The sequence below is a fragment of the Shouchella xiaoxiensis genome, assembly GCF_016907895.1.
GTDB lineage: Bacteria > Bacillota > Bacilli > Bacillales > Bacillaceae_D > Shouchella > Shouchella xiaoxiensis.
Genome location: NZ_JAFBCV010000017.1, coordinates 55937 through 70060 on the forward strand (window position 1 = coordinate 55937; position 14124 = coordinate 70060).

Annotated in this window: 17 protein-coding genes; 8 read left to right on the forward strand and 9 right to left on the reverse strand. The window is 41.8% G+C overall.

Annotated features, from left to right (window positions below; genetic code table 11):
* Positions 1-85: 85 nt before the first annotated feature.
* From JOC54_RS19915 to JOC54_RS19925, 3 genes are read left to right on the forward strand one after another with little or no spacing between them, the layout of a single operon-like run.
* Positions 86-742, forward strand: a complete 657-nt coding sequence (locus JOC54_RS19915) for an RNA polymerase sigma factor (RefSeq protein WP_204468643.1) — start codon at positions 86-88, stop codon at positions 740-742.
* 29 nt (positions 743-771) lie between these two features.
* Positions 772-1365 carry an ATP-dependent Clp protease proteolytic subunit gene (locus tag JOC54_RS19920; RefSeq protein ID WP_204468645.1) on the forward strand — a complete coding sequence of 198 codons (594 nt, stop codon included), beginning with the start codon at positions 772-774 and terminating at the stop codon, positions 1363-1365.
* The gene (locus JOC54_RS19925; RefSeq protein ID WP_204468647.1) at positions 1362-2345 is read left to right on the forward strand and encodes an NAD-dependent epimerase/dehydratase family protein; all 984 of its coding nucleotides are present in this window, start codon (positions 1362-1364) and stop codon (positions 2343-2345) included. Before JOC54_RS19920 ends, JOC54_RS19925 begins: the two co-directional genes overlap by 4 nt.
* 78 nt (positions 2346-2423) lie before the next feature.
* Here JOC54_RS19925 and JOC54_RS19930 read toward each other — a convergent pair whose 3' ends face one another.
* The 8 genes from JOC54_RS19930 to JOC54_RS19965 form a co-directional block, all read right to left on the reverse strand.
* Positions 2424-2834 carry a hypothetical protein gene (locus JOC54_RS19930; protein ID WP_204468650.1) on the reverse strand — a complete coding sequence of 137 codons (411 nt, stop codon included), beginning with the start codon at positions 2832-2834 and terminating at the stop codon, positions 2424-2426.
* Between the two features lie 166 nt (positions 2835-3000).
* On the reverse strand, positions 3001-3327 hold the full coding sequence (locus tag JOC54_RS23530) for an NUDIX hydrolase (RefSeq protein ID WP_437183591.1): 327 nt from the start codon (positions 3325-3327) through the stop codon (positions 3001-3003).
* 14 nt (positions 3328-3341) lie between these two features.
* On the reverse strand, positions 3342-3791 hold the full coding sequence (locus tag JOC54_RS19940; protein WP_204468652.1) for a GNAT family N-acetyltransferase: 450 nt from the start codon (positions 3789-3791) through the stop codon (positions 3342-3344).
* A gap of 16 nt (positions 3792-3807) precedes the next feature.
* Positions 3808-4389: an NDxxF motif lipoprotein gene (locus JOC54_RS19945; protein WP_204468654.1), complete on the reverse strand. Its 582-nt coding sequence runs from the start codon at positions 4387-4389 to the stop codon at positions 3808-3810.
* A gap of 170 nt (positions 4390-4559) precedes the next feature.
* The gene (locus tag JOC54_RS19950) at positions 4560-5081 is read right to left on the reverse strand and encodes a tubby C-terminal domain-like protein (RefSeq protein WP_437183592.1); all 522 of its coding nucleotides are present in this window, start codon (positions 5079-5081) and stop codon (positions 4560-4562) included.
* Between the two features lie 376 nt (positions 5082-5457).
* Positions 5458-6090 (reverse strand): type 1 glutamine amidotransferase family protein, encoded by a 633-nt coding sequence (locus JOC54_RS19955; protein WP_204468658.1) that lies wholly within the window; start codon positions 6088-6090, stop codon positions 5458-5460.
* A gap of 62 nt (positions 6091-6152) precedes the next feature.
* Complete coding sequence (locus JOC54_RS19960) at positions 6153-7127, reverse strand: helix-turn-helix transcriptional regulator (protein WP_204468660.1); 975 nt, start codon at positions 7125-7127, stop codon at positions 6153-6155.
* Between the two features lie 172 nt (positions 7128-7299).
* Positions 7300-7854: a class I SAM-dependent methyltransferase gene (locus JOC54_RS19965; RefSeq protein ID WP_204468662.1), complete on the reverse strand. Its 555-nt coding sequence runs from the start codon at positions 7852-7854 to the stop codon at positions 7300-7302.
* Positions 7855-7996: 142 nt separating this feature from the next.
* Here JOC54_RS19965 and JOC54_RS19970 point away from each other — a divergent pair, with 142 nt between their 5' ends.
* The 5 genes from JOC54_RS19970 to JOC54_RS19990 all read left to right on the forward strand — a co-directional run bounded on the left by JOC54_RS19970 (position 7997) and on the right by JOC54_RS19990 (position 12324).
* Entirely contained in the window at positions 7997-8698 is a 702-nt protein-coding gene (locus JOC54_RS19970; RefSeq protein WP_204468664.1) for a response regulator transcription factor, read from the forward strand.
* Positions 8695-10071, forward strand: coding sequence for a sensor histidine kinase (locus tag JOC54_RS19975; RefSeq protein ID WP_204468667.1), 1377 nt, complete (start codon positions 8695-8697; stop codon positions 10069-10071). The genes JOC54_RS19970 and JOC54_RS19975 overlap by 4 nt, the downstream gene beginning before the upstream one ends.
* Positions 10058-10723 (forward strand): PepSY domain-containing protein, encoded by a 666-nt coding sequence (locus JOC54_RS19980; RefSeq protein WP_204468669.1) that lies wholly within the window; start codon positions 10058-10060, stop codon positions 10721-10723. Before JOC54_RS19975 ends, JOC54_RS19980 begins: the two co-directional genes overlap by 14 nt.
* Before the next feature lie 99 nt (positions 10724-10822).
* Positions 10823-11596: a PepSY domain-containing protein gene (locus JOC54_RS19985; RefSeq protein WP_204468671.1), complete on the forward strand. Its 774-nt coding sequence runs from the start codon at positions 10823-10825 to the stop codon at positions 11594-11596.
* A 269-nt stretch (positions 11597-11865) separates the two neighbouring features.
* Positions 11866-12324, forward strand: coding sequence for a PH domain-containing protein (locus JOC54_RS19990; protein WP_204468673.1), 459 nt, complete (start codon positions 11866-11868; stop codon positions 12322-12324).
* Positions 12325-12560: 236 nt separating this feature from the next.
* Here JOC54_RS19990 and JOC54_RS19995 read toward each other — a convergent pair whose 3' ends face one another.
* A complete protein-coding gene (locus JOC54_RS19995; RefSeq protein WP_204468675.1) occupies positions 12561-14114 on the reverse strand; it encodes an ABC-F family ATP-binding cassette domain-containing protein in 1554 nt (517 codons plus the stop codon).
* Between the last annotated feature and the right edge of the window lie 10 nt (positions 14115-14124).

The window sequence follows — 14124 nt, forward strand, 5'->3', positions numbered from 1 at the left end:
CCAATAAAATTTTGTTTGAGCGTAACCTTTTTACAGCTTTTTCCGTTATAAGCCATGAAAGGAGCGTTTAAAAGGAGTGAAAGCCGTGAATCAACCATTTAATGAAGCATGGCAGCGTGCTTCCTCATCTATTTGGAAGACTTGTTATGCATTGACTAACCACCAACAAGACGCTGAAGACCTGATGCAACTAACGTGGATTAAAGCGTTTCAACGCGCCAATAAGCAGTCAACGCCCTTCACAAAGGCTTATTTTGCAACGATTGCTAAAAACGCTTGGATTGATGAGGTTCGCAAACAAAAAATAACGGCCGTTCCGTTTGAAGATGATCGTCAGCTTTCGCAAGAACCAGCTCCGTTTATGGCTCAATTTGACCTTTCTTACTTATTAAACGGCGTTGTAAAAAACTTATCGATTCAGCAACAAGTCATCTTTTTAATGGCAGACGTGTGCCAATGCAGCCTTAAGGATATTGCTTACTTGACCAACCGCAGTGTCGGCGCAGTTAAGGCACTGTTGTTTCGCGCCCGGCAGAAAATTACCAGTGATGTTCGTGAGCAGTTCGATCAGCCTGATTATCTTACTGAAGAAGACGTGCTTCGCGTCCAGCTTTATAGTCGAGCGTTGCAGCTTGGAGACGTTCAGCTGCTTGCCAGCCTGTTAAGCGATACAATCTCCATCCCGGCACTGTATGTGCAACAACAAGCTCGTTCTAGTTCGGAATGTAGAATGGCAGCTTAATCGAACACTACACAAGGAGGTAGAATCAAATGTCTATTCCCATCCCCTATGTCATGGAACAAACCAATCATGGTGAACGAAGCTATGACATTTATTCACGTTTGTTAAAAGACCGGATCGTTTTTATTGGGACGGAAATTAATGATACGCTGGCAAACAGCGTCACTGCTCAGCTCTTGTTCCTATCCTCGCAGGACCCTGATAAAGACATCTCCATGTATATTAACTCGCCCGGCGGCTCTATCTCAGCCGGTTTTGCAATTATGGACACCATGCACCATATCAAACCAGATATTCAAACAATTTGTACGGGTATGGCTGCTTCGTTTGGTGCTGTGCTCTTGCTCGCCGGCACAAAAGGCAAGCGTGTTGCCCTACCCCACGCAGAAATTATGCTGCATCAGCCTCTTGGCGGTATGAAGGGGCAAGCCTCTGATATGGATATTTATGCTCAGCGAATTTTAAAGCAGCGAAAGCAATTAAATCAGCTCATCGCTAATCTTTGCGGACAGCCGTATGATAAAGTTGCACACGATACGGAAAGAGATTATTTTATGAGCGCATCCGAAGCTAAAACGTATGGGGTCATTGACTCAGTCCTCGGTCAGGAGGCCGCATCATGAACGTTCTGATTCTTGGAGGGACCTTGTTTTTAGGCAAACATCTTGCTGAACAGGCTGTGCAAAGAGGAATGAAAATGACGTTATTTAATCGTGGCACAACAAACCCGACTTTCCTCCAGCATACAGCTGGTGTCACTCATCTTATTGGCGACCGGGGCACGGATGATAGTAAGCGTTTAACAGATCAATGGGATGTTGTGATTGATGTGGCCGGAAGAGACCCCGAAGATGTGCGTCGTTCTGTTGATCAGCTGAAGGATCGCTGCAAGATGTATGTGTATATATCAAGCGTCAGCGCCTACAAAAATCTCCAATCGGGTCCTGTCCTTGAATCGGATGCTCTTCACGAGCTCGACCAAGATGACTACGCGAGCAACAAAGCAACTAGTGAAGTTATCGTCAATGAAACGTTCTATGACCGCTCCCTCATTATTCGTCCCGGGCTGATCGTCGGTCCTGATGACTCAACGGATCGCTTTACTTATTGGCCTTGGCGTATGAAGCAAGGAGGCAACGTGCTTGTGCCCGATGTTTCTGAGAACAAAGCTGTTCAGTTTATTGACGTGCGTGATTTATCTACATGGATTCTTCAATTAATTGAGCAGGGACAAACAGGAACATTTAATGCAACGGGACCACAAGCCCCCCTTTCATTCCGCTCATTCCTTGAGCGATGTCAGGAACTTGTAGCACCGCAAGAAACCAAGCTTTATTGGGTAAATGAGGAGACGTTACAAGAAAACGACGTACAGCCGTGGATTGAACTTCCCTTCTGGCTGCCTGATTCCCTCCGCATGAACGGCTTGCTACAAGTAAATAGTAACAAGGCAATTGCTGCGGGGTTGACGTACCGCTCGCTTGATGAAACGATTATTGACACGCTGAACTGGAGTTTAACGAAGCGCACGGGTCCTTGGCAAGCGGGGATGTCACTAGAAAAAGAGAGTCAGCTTTTGACGAGCGTTCCTCCTATGAAGTGATAGAATTAAACAGAACGAAAGCCAGAACAACTACTACTCTGGCTTTCTTTTTTCCTTTATTGTAAATCGCAGAATGCGCTAGCACTGATCCAATATTTCATCAATCGCTTCCGTTAAGCGATGCCTGATCACAAGTTGGCACTTACGTGCGCTTTCATTCAGGTAATTCAAATCTTCCGTCTGAGTTTGCCAAGACAGCTTGGTCTCTTGCTCTAATTGCTTAAGCACATGATCAATTTCTATTTTATACTGGTCGTAAAGCTGAGCTGCCTTACCTTCAGATTTGAATCCTTCAGGAAGACGATAATGCAAACGTGTTAACCATTTTTGGAACAACGTATCGTTGTCGAATTCTTTTTTTCGCTCAGCTAGTACGCTACCAACTTCCTGAGTAAATCCATTCGAGAAACCGTACTCTGCTAGTTTTGCTTCAATTGCTTTGATTGTTAAATTTGTAGGACTTTTCTTATAGAATAATTTCTTTATCACAACTTTTACTCCTATGATGAATCGGCAATAATTCATATTTAATTAACATATTGTTATGGAGGATGCAGTGATGATTAAACACGCCCTCTTCCTTTAAGAGATTGTTTAAGTAATAAGGCATCATTTGTCCTACACCAAAATTTTTTTCACTAGTTAACCAGGTAATTTATTTCCAATCGAGAATTCCTTCCTTTGTTTTTCTAGGAGTTTGATAGTCATAAGTGTCTTCAATGGCTACAACAAACACATAAAGTCCATCGCTGTAGTTGTCTTCTGTATTCCATGTAATAATGCCTTTATCAATAATGTTGCACGAACTAATATCAATTCCCGTTTCTTCTTTGACTTCTCGAATAACGCACTCTTTCGGTGTCTCACCAGGTTCAATCTTACCGCCAACGCCATTCCAAAGCCCTTTTAATGGCTTATACTCTCGATTAAGAACTAACAGCTTCTCCTTTTTACGGATAAAACATAATGTTTGTTTGTACACGACACCCTCTCCTTCTAAAATACCAGCTTCATCCCCTCATGGCTTGCTTCAAACCCAATTCGTTCATAGAAGCGGTGCGCATCTTTCCGCTGCTTGTCTGTCGTTAACTGGACGAGTCCACAGCCTTCTTCTTTGGCAATGTCAACCGCTTTTTGCACTAAGGCTTCACCAATTCCTTGTCCACGAAACGCTCGACCAATTCGAACACCTTCTATCTGTGCTCGCTTCATTCCCGTCCGCGCTAAACCGGGAATAATCGTTAACTGAAGAAAACCGGCGAGCGTGTCTTCTTTTTCTACAAGTAAAATAACGTTGCCTTTTTGAGCTTTAATTGCTCGGAATGCCTCTATGTATGCCTCAGGAAGTGGCTCTACGTTTTTTTCTCGTGTAGCACCAAGCTCATCATCAGCAAGCATGGCTACAATGGCGTTTAGATCTGCTTCAAGTGCGGTTCTGAAATTCATCCTTCGCTTCCCTTCTTCACTGCATGTCAGCAAACAATTTTGTTTCAATCCCTTTTTCAGTCAAAAATTCTTCTATTTTCGCCTGTTCTCTTCCGTTAACATGCTTAGGCATATTGCCAAGAACGGCTAAATCGGCAAGGGCGAGTTCTTCTTCGTCATCCATAAGAAAATCAAGCTCTACGAGATAAGAATTAAAACCAGTTACATAGGCGCTAATTCGTTCTGTTTCTTCCTGATAGTTTTCAGGTAGCGTATTGCTATCAATATAGAATGCAAAGTTTTCATCGTTTTCTTTTAACAGAGTATTAATCTCCGTGAACGTTGCTTGTTCAGATTCCGTTAGCGGTTCTCCTAAATCAAGTACTTCTTCATAAGGATAGCGTTGATTTAATAAGGTTTCGCTGCTGTCCAAGTATGTTTTAATGCTCGCTTTCGCTTCTTCCTCATCCACATTTTCTGCCTGTTTCTCTGACTCAAAAATAGTTACTTCAAGCGGTTCATTTGGTATGTTCACTGTCTCAAGTGATTCTTTTTCAGCTTCCCCGGAACATGCTGCAAGCGCTAAGCCTGCAACAAGTCCAGCTAACACCTTCTTCATTTAATCTCTCCTTTTTTATTGGCTACTAGTTAATCATTCATTTTTCTAGAACAAATGCCTGCGCTATAAGCACTGCTCTGAAAATAATAAGCTTCGATTGTATTTCGATACCCGAAGCAAGAGATTTCCGCTCTTCTAACGTTTCATGAGTAGTTTCCGTAACGATGCGTTTATTCGGTATTTGTCGTATAAATATGAGTAAGCAACAACACTTCACTTGATTCAAGTTCCTCTTTTTTGATTGAGATATATGTATTTCGCGCCGTCGTGAATGATTTAAAAAAGATGATGGCGATTACTTGTTTCTGCTTATTTTCTATATACGTTTTTTTATCTAGAAGATCACTTCTAAACAAATAAGCTTTATTTCCTTTTTCATAAAGAAAACACGGGTTTGTTGTGACTTTGCTTGTATTAATAAAGTGTCCACATGGTTGACCTTCCAATGTTCCGGTCGGATAGATGTACCACTTATCACGCCACAAACTGTTTTTAAAGGAGAAATAAGTAGCACTATATGATTTTTCTTTTCCATTTATTGTGGCAATGTAGTTTTTCTTATTGGCTATTTTTAAAAACGCATCAACAACCCGTTCCATCCTCGTTCGATAAAAACGTCGCATGGTCCCTGCTTCTTTCTCGTCTGGTTGTAAGACAGAAATTCGTTTAGTGGAGTAGCGGTATAAAGGCAATTAAAAAAAGTAATCGTAATCGGCGTGCGGTTCCATCTAGCTACCTCCAGTCATTCCCAACTAAGTATAGCACACTTTTCGCACTACTCACTTAATCTACTTGACTAGCAGGGTTTGGGCTTCAAAAAAAGAAGTCTTTGATGATGGCTGGAGCGAGTTGATTGTCCCTATTACAGGCGGAAGCTTGCCACGGAGGAACAGTTGAGCTTAACCAGTCTTCTCTTTACTTAGTCTCACCATTTCCTGATTGCGCTGACGTTAGCGTCATTCTTTTAATTCTTAAAAGAATGCGATTGATAGCGATAGGAAAATTCAAACTAAATAGCCCAATCTCTCTTTTAACCAAAATAGAGGAATTGAGCTTTTTTTAGTTCTGTCATTTTTGTATAGAATTCATTAACTGGTAGAAATATTCTGGTTTATGAGTCTTGTTGAGGTTATACCATGATTGTAATGCATCTGGTGTAAAGACATCTATTTTTTTCAGTACCTCGATTGCAAATTCCAGCGGAGCGATTCCTGATGCAGTAATGAGATTTGCATCACTTACTGCCGACCTGTTCTCATAAAACATTTCGCCTTTATAGTTCGGACATACCATTTTTGTATAGTCTAAGTTATTACTTGTATGCTTTTTCGTATCTAAATGCCCCCTGTTGGCGAGTGCTTCAATAGCACCACATATTGCAGCAACAATAGTACCCCGCTTTAAAGCTTGATCAATTCTTTCCAAGAAAGGTTGATGCATGTCTTCATTCCAAGTAGTCCCTCCTGGTAGAATGATAAGATCTTTACTATTTAAGCTACATTCATCAAGAGAAAGATCTGGTTTGATCTTTAATCCCCCCATCGTCGTTATCATTTCTTTAGTAGCACCTACTGTCAGTACGTTTAAAGGGTCTAAATCTTTTTTGAAATACCTTCCTGAGTTTAACTCAGCAATTAAATAGCCATATTCCCAGTCCGACATTGTATTAAATACATAAAGAAAAGCATGTTTTGTTTGCATTCAATCACACTCCATTCACCGTTGATATAGCTACCATACACGAACTACCCTGACAGTTACCGTCAGGGTAGTTCATATACTTGATGAAATTCGATTAATTCCGAGAGCACTTCAACAAGTCTTTTCTTCAGACTTAGTGGCTCAATCACTTTAAGTGATTGATTATACGGTAAGAGTAAATGAGGGACATATGTATGCAAGAGATCGCTATCAAGCAAGAAGACGGCTTGTGTTGAAGTTCGTTCATGTAAATAATGACCTAAAAACCAATGTTGGCAAATATCTGCCAATACATGGTCATCGCCATTAAGTACCAAAGATACACTCTCTTTTCTGCCTTCTATAGGTGGAAGAAGCTTTTTTATAAAAAAGTCCTGTGCTGAAAAATGTTCTGGTCGGGTAAACGTGTTTTCGGTAACCATGAGACTCTCAATTCGGTCTACTCTAAAACTACGGATATCATTACGAAGATGGCAAAAACCAATTGTATACCACCTATTTTTCCAATAAATCATTTTGTACGGATCAATTAATCGATCATTAAAATGCTTCTCACCCTTTTTACGGTAAAGAATGTTGATTGAATAACCGTCAGCTATGCTCTGCTCCAACTCCTTCAAAAAAGCTGCTATAGAGTGTGAACGTGATTGACTTATTACTTCAAGACTACTTACATGTTGGCTTATCTTTGTTTCCTGCTCATCATTCGCATAATGATTGAGTTTTGAAATGGCCCTATTTAGCGCTTCCCCTCCATAATACCCGGCTTCTTTTGCAAAAATAGCGGCGTGAGCAAGCGACGTTTGCTCCTTAAAATCAAAATACAGCGGGGCCTCGATAAAATGGTTTAACAACGTGTATCCACCGTTATGTCCTGGTTCTGAAATGATTGGTACGCCACTTGTTGAAATGGTGTCAATATAGCGATACACAGTCCTTATATTCATCTCTAATTTTTCTGAGATTTGTTTTGCGGTTATTTTTTTGCCTGAACGAAGCATCCATAAAATAGCTAACATATTATCAATTTTCGGCATACCCTTCCCCTTTAAATCAGATTGATCTTCTAGTCTATCGTACCGATTATTGCTAGAGTTCATCAACCTTTTCCCTTCCCAATTAATAAACCCAGTCTAAAAAAGCGCGAAAGAAATAAATCAAATCTCTTCCGCGTTTTTTTTGATTTTTAAGGTTCTTTTCGTCTGCCAATTACTTCTTACCGACAATAACGTAAACCGACTGGTTGGCAATTTTTGTTGCTGGTAGACGCTTATCTACGATTGTAAATCCGGCTTTTCGCATCGCTTCTTCCATTTCGATTGAGGAAACACGCGGCGCAGTCGGATGGTTTTCCTTCTCCATTTCAATACAGAGGAACAAGCCATCGTCTTTTAAAACGCGATAAATCTCCTGAAGTGCTTCATCAAGTGGCTCTACTTCATGCAAAGAGATCGACGCAATCGCTTTGTCAAAACGACTTTCGGCAAACGGCATCGATTTAAAATCACCTTGTGTTGTTTGGACGTTCGTTAGGTTCTGTTCCTCTGCTTTTGTTTCAATATAGGTGAGAATGTCTTGATCAAAATCAAATGCCTGAACCGATTTGACCAAGTTAGCAATGGCAAATGTAATATAGCCTGTTCCTGCACCAAGGTCGAGCACCTCATCCATCTCATTTAGAGTAACAAAATTTATTGCTTCACTTGCTGGAAAGCGCTCAATTGTTTCCAAATTGGTTATTTTCCGTTGTAGTCGATTATCCATATTGTTTTCCTCCAATATTACAGATATAGAGAGTCCTTAATAACTATAATGAAGATTGCTTCCATTGTCAATCTACTTGTCACTCCCGCTTTTTTTGTGTACGCTACGATCAAGAACATAAGTCGAATGTGAGGATTTCCAAATGAAGACAAAAAGCCATTTACTCGTCGTTGAAGATGAACCACGAATTGCCCGTGTCCTTGAACTAGAGTTAACCCATGAAGGATATACCGTTACCATTTTTAAAAACGGGCTTGAGGCGTGGGAAGCTTTGCAAGAAAATACATTTGATCTACTTTTACTTGATGTCATGCTCCCAGGCCTAAGCGGGATTGAACTACTTCGCCGTGTCCGCAGCCGTGACGATTTTACACCAGTTATTATGCTCACCGCAAGAGATGCGACCGTTGACAAAGTAACGGGTCTTGATCTTGGCGCAAACGATTATATGACGAAACCGTTTGAAATTGAAGAACTGCTTGCTCGAATTCGCGCCTGCCTCAGACAAACAGCTGCGGCTAATCCGGCAAAACCAGCTGTTCGATTAGAAGTTGGGCCCCTTTCTGTCGATACCGCTTCTCATGATGTTCGCATTGATGAAAATCCGGTTTCGCTCACGAATAGGGAATATACATTGCTCTGCTGTTTACTTGAACATCCAAACCAAGTGCTGTCACGAGAGCAGCTGCTTGAACACGTATGGGGCTATGATTTTTACGGTGAAACAAATATTGTTGATGTGTATATCCGCTATTTGCGTAATAAGCTGGAGAAACCATTTGGATACTCATTCATCCAAACCGTGCGCGGCGCCGGTTACATGTTAAAGGAGCCTGACAAATGACGCTCTCGTGGCGAATTACCTTGTTCTCAACTGGACTTGTTGCTGTGCTCATCTTACTTGTGAACGTTTCTGTCTATACGTTTTTCAAAGCAAATTTAACAGAAGGCGAATTGGATCGCGTCGCTACACAAGCCATTACGGTGGCATCGAGCCTTGATCAGACCAGCATGAGTCCCGAAGCGCGGGAACAGTATTTAAATGCCTACGCCCCTGGCTCTGGTATGCTTCGTCTCATAGATGAGCAAGGAACCATCTTGTTAACGGTGACACGAAATCAAGAGCTGCTCGATTTGCCAACGGGATTCAATGCTGGTGAAGTGGCTGCGCTCGAGACCGTTGATGAAGAGAGCTATGCGACTGCGTCAGTACCGCTTATTTGGAACGATGGTCAAATTGTCTCCCTTCAGCTAACCGAGCAGCTAGAACATTACGATGAATCCGTACCGCTTCTTGGGATGATCTTAACCATTGCTTCACTTGTCGTGCTCGTTCCGACATTTTTGGCCAGTCAAGCTCTCGGTCGGTTCATCGTTCGTCCGATTCGCTCGCTCGCAGCAACGATGAACGACATTCGTATCCGAGGTACGTTGAAAAAAGTCGATCATCTTCCAACGCAAAAAGATGAGCTTGCTGATTTGAGCCGTTCATTTAACCATATGATTGAGTTGCTCCAGCAAAACGCCGAGCAGCAGCAACAGTTTGTCTCTGATGCCTCACATGAACTAAAAACACCGCTGACCGTTATTGAAAGCTATACGAATATGCTTAAGCGTTGGGGCAAAGACGATCAAGCAATGATTGATGAAGCAGTTGAAGCGATTCTATCGGAATCACAGCGAATGAAAGGATTAACAGAACAAATGCTCCTGCTAGCGAACGGTGAAACACCTACACACGAAAAACAATTGATTCGGTTAAATCGCCTAGTTTCGGAAACTGCGGAAAGAATGAGCGTTGCATCTGGTCGTACCATTTATGTAAAAGACAGCAACGGACCGCTTTACGTGACTGGATCAGAACCGTTGTTAAAACAGCTTCTGTTTATCCTACTGGATAACGGAATCAAATACTCGGATAAATCGCTCACGCTTGAGCTGCGTTCATCTGGGTCAGACAACTGCTCGATTGCCGTTATTGATCAAGGAATCGGGATTAAAGCAGCGGATCAAGAAGACATCTTTAAACGATTCTACCGAGTTGATAAAGCCCGTTCGCGCGATACTGGCGGCAGCGGTTTAGGCTTAGCCATTGCTCAAAAAATCATTGCGGAGCATAACGGCTCCCTTTCACTTTCGAGCACAGAAGGTGTCGGATCTTCTTTTATCGTGACTTTGCCAACCGCAAAAAAGGAGGAGACGGATGAAACGAATTAGCTACTTGTTGCTAACTGCCCTTTTCGCCAGTATTGTCATTGGTGCTCTTCTATTCTACCAATTGTTCAGACCTGAAATTGTCAGTGAAGAAGACATTCAAACGCTGACGCTCGAACGCTACCATCCAGATGAAATTGAAACCCTCTCTTACAACAGCCAAGCAGAAACGTATGAACTAACGTTTCGCCGAGGGGCTGGCTTGTATGAAATGGTTTTAAGTGGGACATCAGGTGCTGTGCAGTCACTGACGCTATTAGAGCAACAAAATGAGCCGATTGACGAAGAACAGGCACAGTCTTTGTTGAATGATAGCTACGATGATCCTGTTAATTTTTTAACAACCGAACTTATCGATGAACGCTACCTCCTGACTTTCACCGTCAATGGTCGGACTGGAACAGCCGAAATGGATGCCTACAGTGGTCAAATTATAAGCAATACGCTCGAACAAGAAGCCGTCATCCTTTCACCCGACCGAGCTGGGGAGATCGCCTTGGAAACCGTGCCGGGAACGCTTGAAGACATTGAGCAAGAAACGCGGAACGACCGCCTCGTTTACGAGGTGGAAATTGAAGATACAGGACGCGATGACGATGCGCTCGTCATCATTGATGCCTATTCAGGCGAAGTCATTTCAGTTATCTGGGATTAATGAGGCTATTTCTCATCAAACTCTCATTTTTCTTTCAGCTTTCCTTCATCTTGGCTGGATATGATAAGAGTATCTTAAAAATGATGGAGGGAATACAAAATGAACAAACGAATTGGAATGATCACAGGTGCAGCAGCTATTTTAATCGGTGGGACAACGTGGACGGTGGCAAACGCTGAAGAAAAAAACTCAACATCGAACAATGACTCAATTGTACATGTAGCTGAATCAACGAACGTCTCATCGCCTTCACTTGAACAAGCCGTAAAACAAGCTGAAGACTATGTTAGTGGAAAGATGATTAAAGCGAAACAAGACGAAGATGACGGCGTTGCGCTTTATGAGATCGATGTCCGCACAGATAAAGAAACGTATGAATTTGAAATTGCTGTAGATTCAGGTGACATTATTGAAATTGACGGGGATCTGCTTTTAGCTGAAACACAGGCCAATCCTGCCCTTTCAAAAGAAGAGGTTGAGAAAATCGCTAAAGAAACAACGGGTTTAACAGAAATTGAGAAAACTGAGCTTGAACTTAAAAACGGCAAGCTTGTTTATGAAACAGAGTTCTTTCTTGATGATGACGTGGACATCAAGATCGACGCTGAAACAGGCGACATTGTAGAGATGGATGATGACCTAGTAAAAGCAAGTGGAAAAAGCACACCGGAGCAAGCCAACTTGCTTTCCTTCGATGAACTAATTGCCTTGCTCGAAGAACAATTCGGTGCCAATATCCGTGTTCTTGATAGTGAACTAGATCATGACGATGGCTTAGCTGTATACGAACTGGACCTCATCATTGATGATGTCGAATATGAAATTGATCTAAACGCCGAAAACGGTGACATCTTAAAACAAGAACGCGATTAAAAAAACCTATCTGACACACGCCCTTTACTGCTAAGGGCGTGTGTTAATTTAACTTTGAAGCCAAAGATAAAACGCAAATTGACATGGAAGTGGGATCATTTAAAACATCGTTATCAACGCCCTCGGTTACTAGCTATTATATTCAAATGGCCTCCTTGTCACTTCTACCTTATGTTAATAATTAGACATCTACCTTAACTAAAGCTTAAAAGTACAACTTGTTTGCTATAATAAGAAAAGCAGTACATTAGATTGAGAGGTTTGATTACATGGTTTTTCGTTCAAAAGTTGATTTATTTTTTGTTAGTTTGTTAAGTAGCGGTTTGTTGCTCTTAAGCGTCCCTACCATTCTGCCTACTATAATAGGGAATCCCCCACTAGGAGCCATCATTGTGCTGCTTGCGTCTTTTATTTTCTGTGGGCTTTTCATTCTTTGGATTCCCTTTACCATTACATATACAATTAGTGATTCTCATCTTATTGTAAAAGGGGGACCATTTAAAAGCACTATACCAATAAATAAAATTACAAAGATTTCTGCTACATCAAACATTTTTAGTGGACATCGAATTCTTTCTTCAAGAGATGCACTTGAAGTGTTTAATAAAACTACCTTTTCAGGTAGTGTCAAAATATCTCCTAAAAATAAGCATTCATTTTTACATGAGTTGCAACAGCGCTTTCCTGAAATAGAAGTCGATAGTAAAATAGTTAGAGAAAAACCTTAAATATTGCTTTAAAACACAAACTTTGCACTAATTCCGCTACAGGAGAATCCCTCGCTTTCCGTGGGAACGGCTTCAGCCCTCGAAGTGGAAAAATCATCACTTCGATGTCTTCAGACACGTTCTCTTCCACAGGAGTCTCGGGTTCTCCTTACGCTAGTTACGATGAGACACGAAAAGAGAAATGATCTACTCCAAAGATCATTTCTCTTTTTTTAATGTTTATTTACGCTCTCTGATTACACATGCTTCGTTGTCCAGTTTTCACAATTCCATGTAGCGGTCACAATATCCTGATAAAATTCCGGTTCATGGGAAATGAGCAGGACGCTGCCTTTGTACGCTTGTAGTGCGCGTTTCAATTCCGCTTTGGCATCAACATCTAAATGGTTTGTTGGCTCATCCAGTACGAGAAAATTCGATTCACGATTAATCAGCTTACAGAGGCGAACTTTTGCTTTTTCGCCCCCGCTTAAGACGATCATTTTGCTTTCGATATGCTTTGTTGTTAACCCACATCGGGCCAAAATTGAACGGACCTCTCCTTGTCCAAGCGAAGGAAACTCCTGCCAAATTTCTTCAATACACGTGTTCGAGGAGGCTTTTGCTTCTTGTTCAAAGTAGCCAATTTCTTGGTAATCGCCACGCTCAACGGTTCCAGCAATCGGCTGAATCATCCCAAGCAAGCTTTTCAGCAAGGTTGTTTTCCCGATTCCGTTTGCACCAACAAGGGCAATCTTCTGCCCCCGCTCCATCCGCAAATCAAGCGGGCGCGATAACGGCTCATCATAACCGATTACGAGCTCTTTTGTTTCAAAAATGAGCTTGCTTGTTGAGCGTGCTTCTTTGAAGTTAAATTGAGGCTTTGGCTTATCTTTTGCTAACTCAATCACGTCCATTTTATCAAGCTTCTTCTGGCGGGACATCGCCATATTACGCGTCGATACGCGCGCTTTGTTACGTGCGACAAAGTCTTTCAGCTGCGACATTTCCTGTTGCTGGCGCTTGTAAGCTGCTTCAAGCTGCTGCTTTTTCATTTCATGCACTTCAAGGAAATGGTCGTAGTCGCCGACATAGCGGTTCAGTGCTTGGTTTTCCATATGATAAATCAAGTTAATTACGCTATTTAAAAACGGAATGTCGTGGGAGATTAAGATGAAGGCATTCTCATACTCTTGCAAATAACGGCGCAACCATTCAATATGCTGTTCATCTAAGTAGTTTGTCGGCTCATCGAGCAAGAGAATGTCTGGCTTCTCCAACAAAAGCTTGGCAAGCAACACTTTTGTCCGTTGTCCGCCGCTTAAATCTTCGACATCTTTCTCAAGTCCAACATCATCTAATCCAAGTCCCCGAGCAATCTCTTCGACCTTTGCATCAATAATATAAAAATCATTGTTCGTTAACGTATCTTGAAGCACACCGACTTCTTCAAGCAGTTTCTCAAGTTCTTCTGGCGTGACATCACCCATCTTGTCGTACATGCCGTTCATATCGCTTTCAATATCGTACAAATATTGGAATGCACCTTTTAACACATCGCGCATCGTCATACCACGTTCGAGCACGGTGTGCTGGTCCAAATAGCCTACACGAACTTTTTTAGACCATTCCACTTTTCCTTCATCCGGCATCAGCTTGCCCGTGATGATGTTCATGAACGTTGATTTCCCCTCACCGTTTGCTCCAATTAGACCAATATGCTCCCCTTTTAACAAACGAAATGAAACATCTTGAAAAATCGCCCGATCACCAAATCCATGACTTAAGTCTTTAACTGATAATACACTCATCTATTTACTC

Bases quoted from the DNA above. Each gene is read 5' to 3' on its own strand.
- JOC54_RS19920 (WP_204468645.1), top strand. From the start codon at position 772: ATGTCTATTCCCATCCCCTATGTCATGGAACAAACCAATCATGGTGAA.
- JOC54_RS19940 (WP_204468652.1), bottom strand. From the start codon at position 3,791: ATGAATTTCAGAACCGCACTTGAAGCAGATCTAAACGCCATTGTAGCC.
- JOC54_RS19985 (WP_204468671.1), top strand. From the start codon at position 10,823: ATGAACAAACGAATTGGAATGATCACAGGTGCAGCAGCTATTTTAATC.
- JOC54_RS19945 (WP_204468654.1), bottom strand. From the start codon at position 4,389: ATGAAGAAGGTGTTAGCTGGACTTGTTGCAGGCTTAGCGCTTGCAGCA.
- JOC54_RS19960 (WP_204468660.1), bottom strand. From the start codon at position 7,127: ATGCCGAAAATTGATAATATGTTAGCTATTTTATGGATGCTTCGTTCA.
- JOC54_RS19995 (WP_204468675.1), bottom strand. From the start codon at position 14,114: ATGAGTGTATTATCAGTTAAAGACTTAAGTCATGGATTTGGTGATCGG.
- JOC54_RS19970 (WP_204468664.1), top strand. From the start codon at position 7,997: ATGAAGACAAAAAGCCATTTACTCGTCGTTGAAGATGAACCACGAATT.
- JOC54_RS19975 (WP_204468667.1), top strand. From the start codon at position 8,695: ATGACGCTCTCGTGGCGAATTACCTTGTTCTCAACTGGACTTGTTGCT.
- JOC54_RS19955 (WP_204468658.1), bottom strand. From the start codon at position 6,090: ATGCAAACAAAACATGCTTTTCTTTATGTATTTAATACAATGTCGGAC.
- JOC54_RS19965 (WP_204468662.1), bottom strand. From the start codon at position 7,854: ATGGATAATCGACTACAACGGAAAATAACCAATTTGGAAACAATTGAG.
- JOC54_RS19925 (WP_204468647.1), top strand. From the start codon at position 1,362: ATGAACGTTCTGATTCTTGGAGGGACCTTGTTTTTAGGCAAACATCTT.
- JOC54_RS19980 (WP_204468669.1), top strand. From the start codon at position 10,058: ATGAAACGAATTAGCTACTTGTTGCTAACTGCCCTTTTCGCCAGTATT.
- JOC54_RS19990 (WP_204468673.1), top strand. From the start codon at position 11,866: ATGGTTTTTCGTTCAAAAGTTGATTTATTTTTTGTTAGTTTGTTAAGT.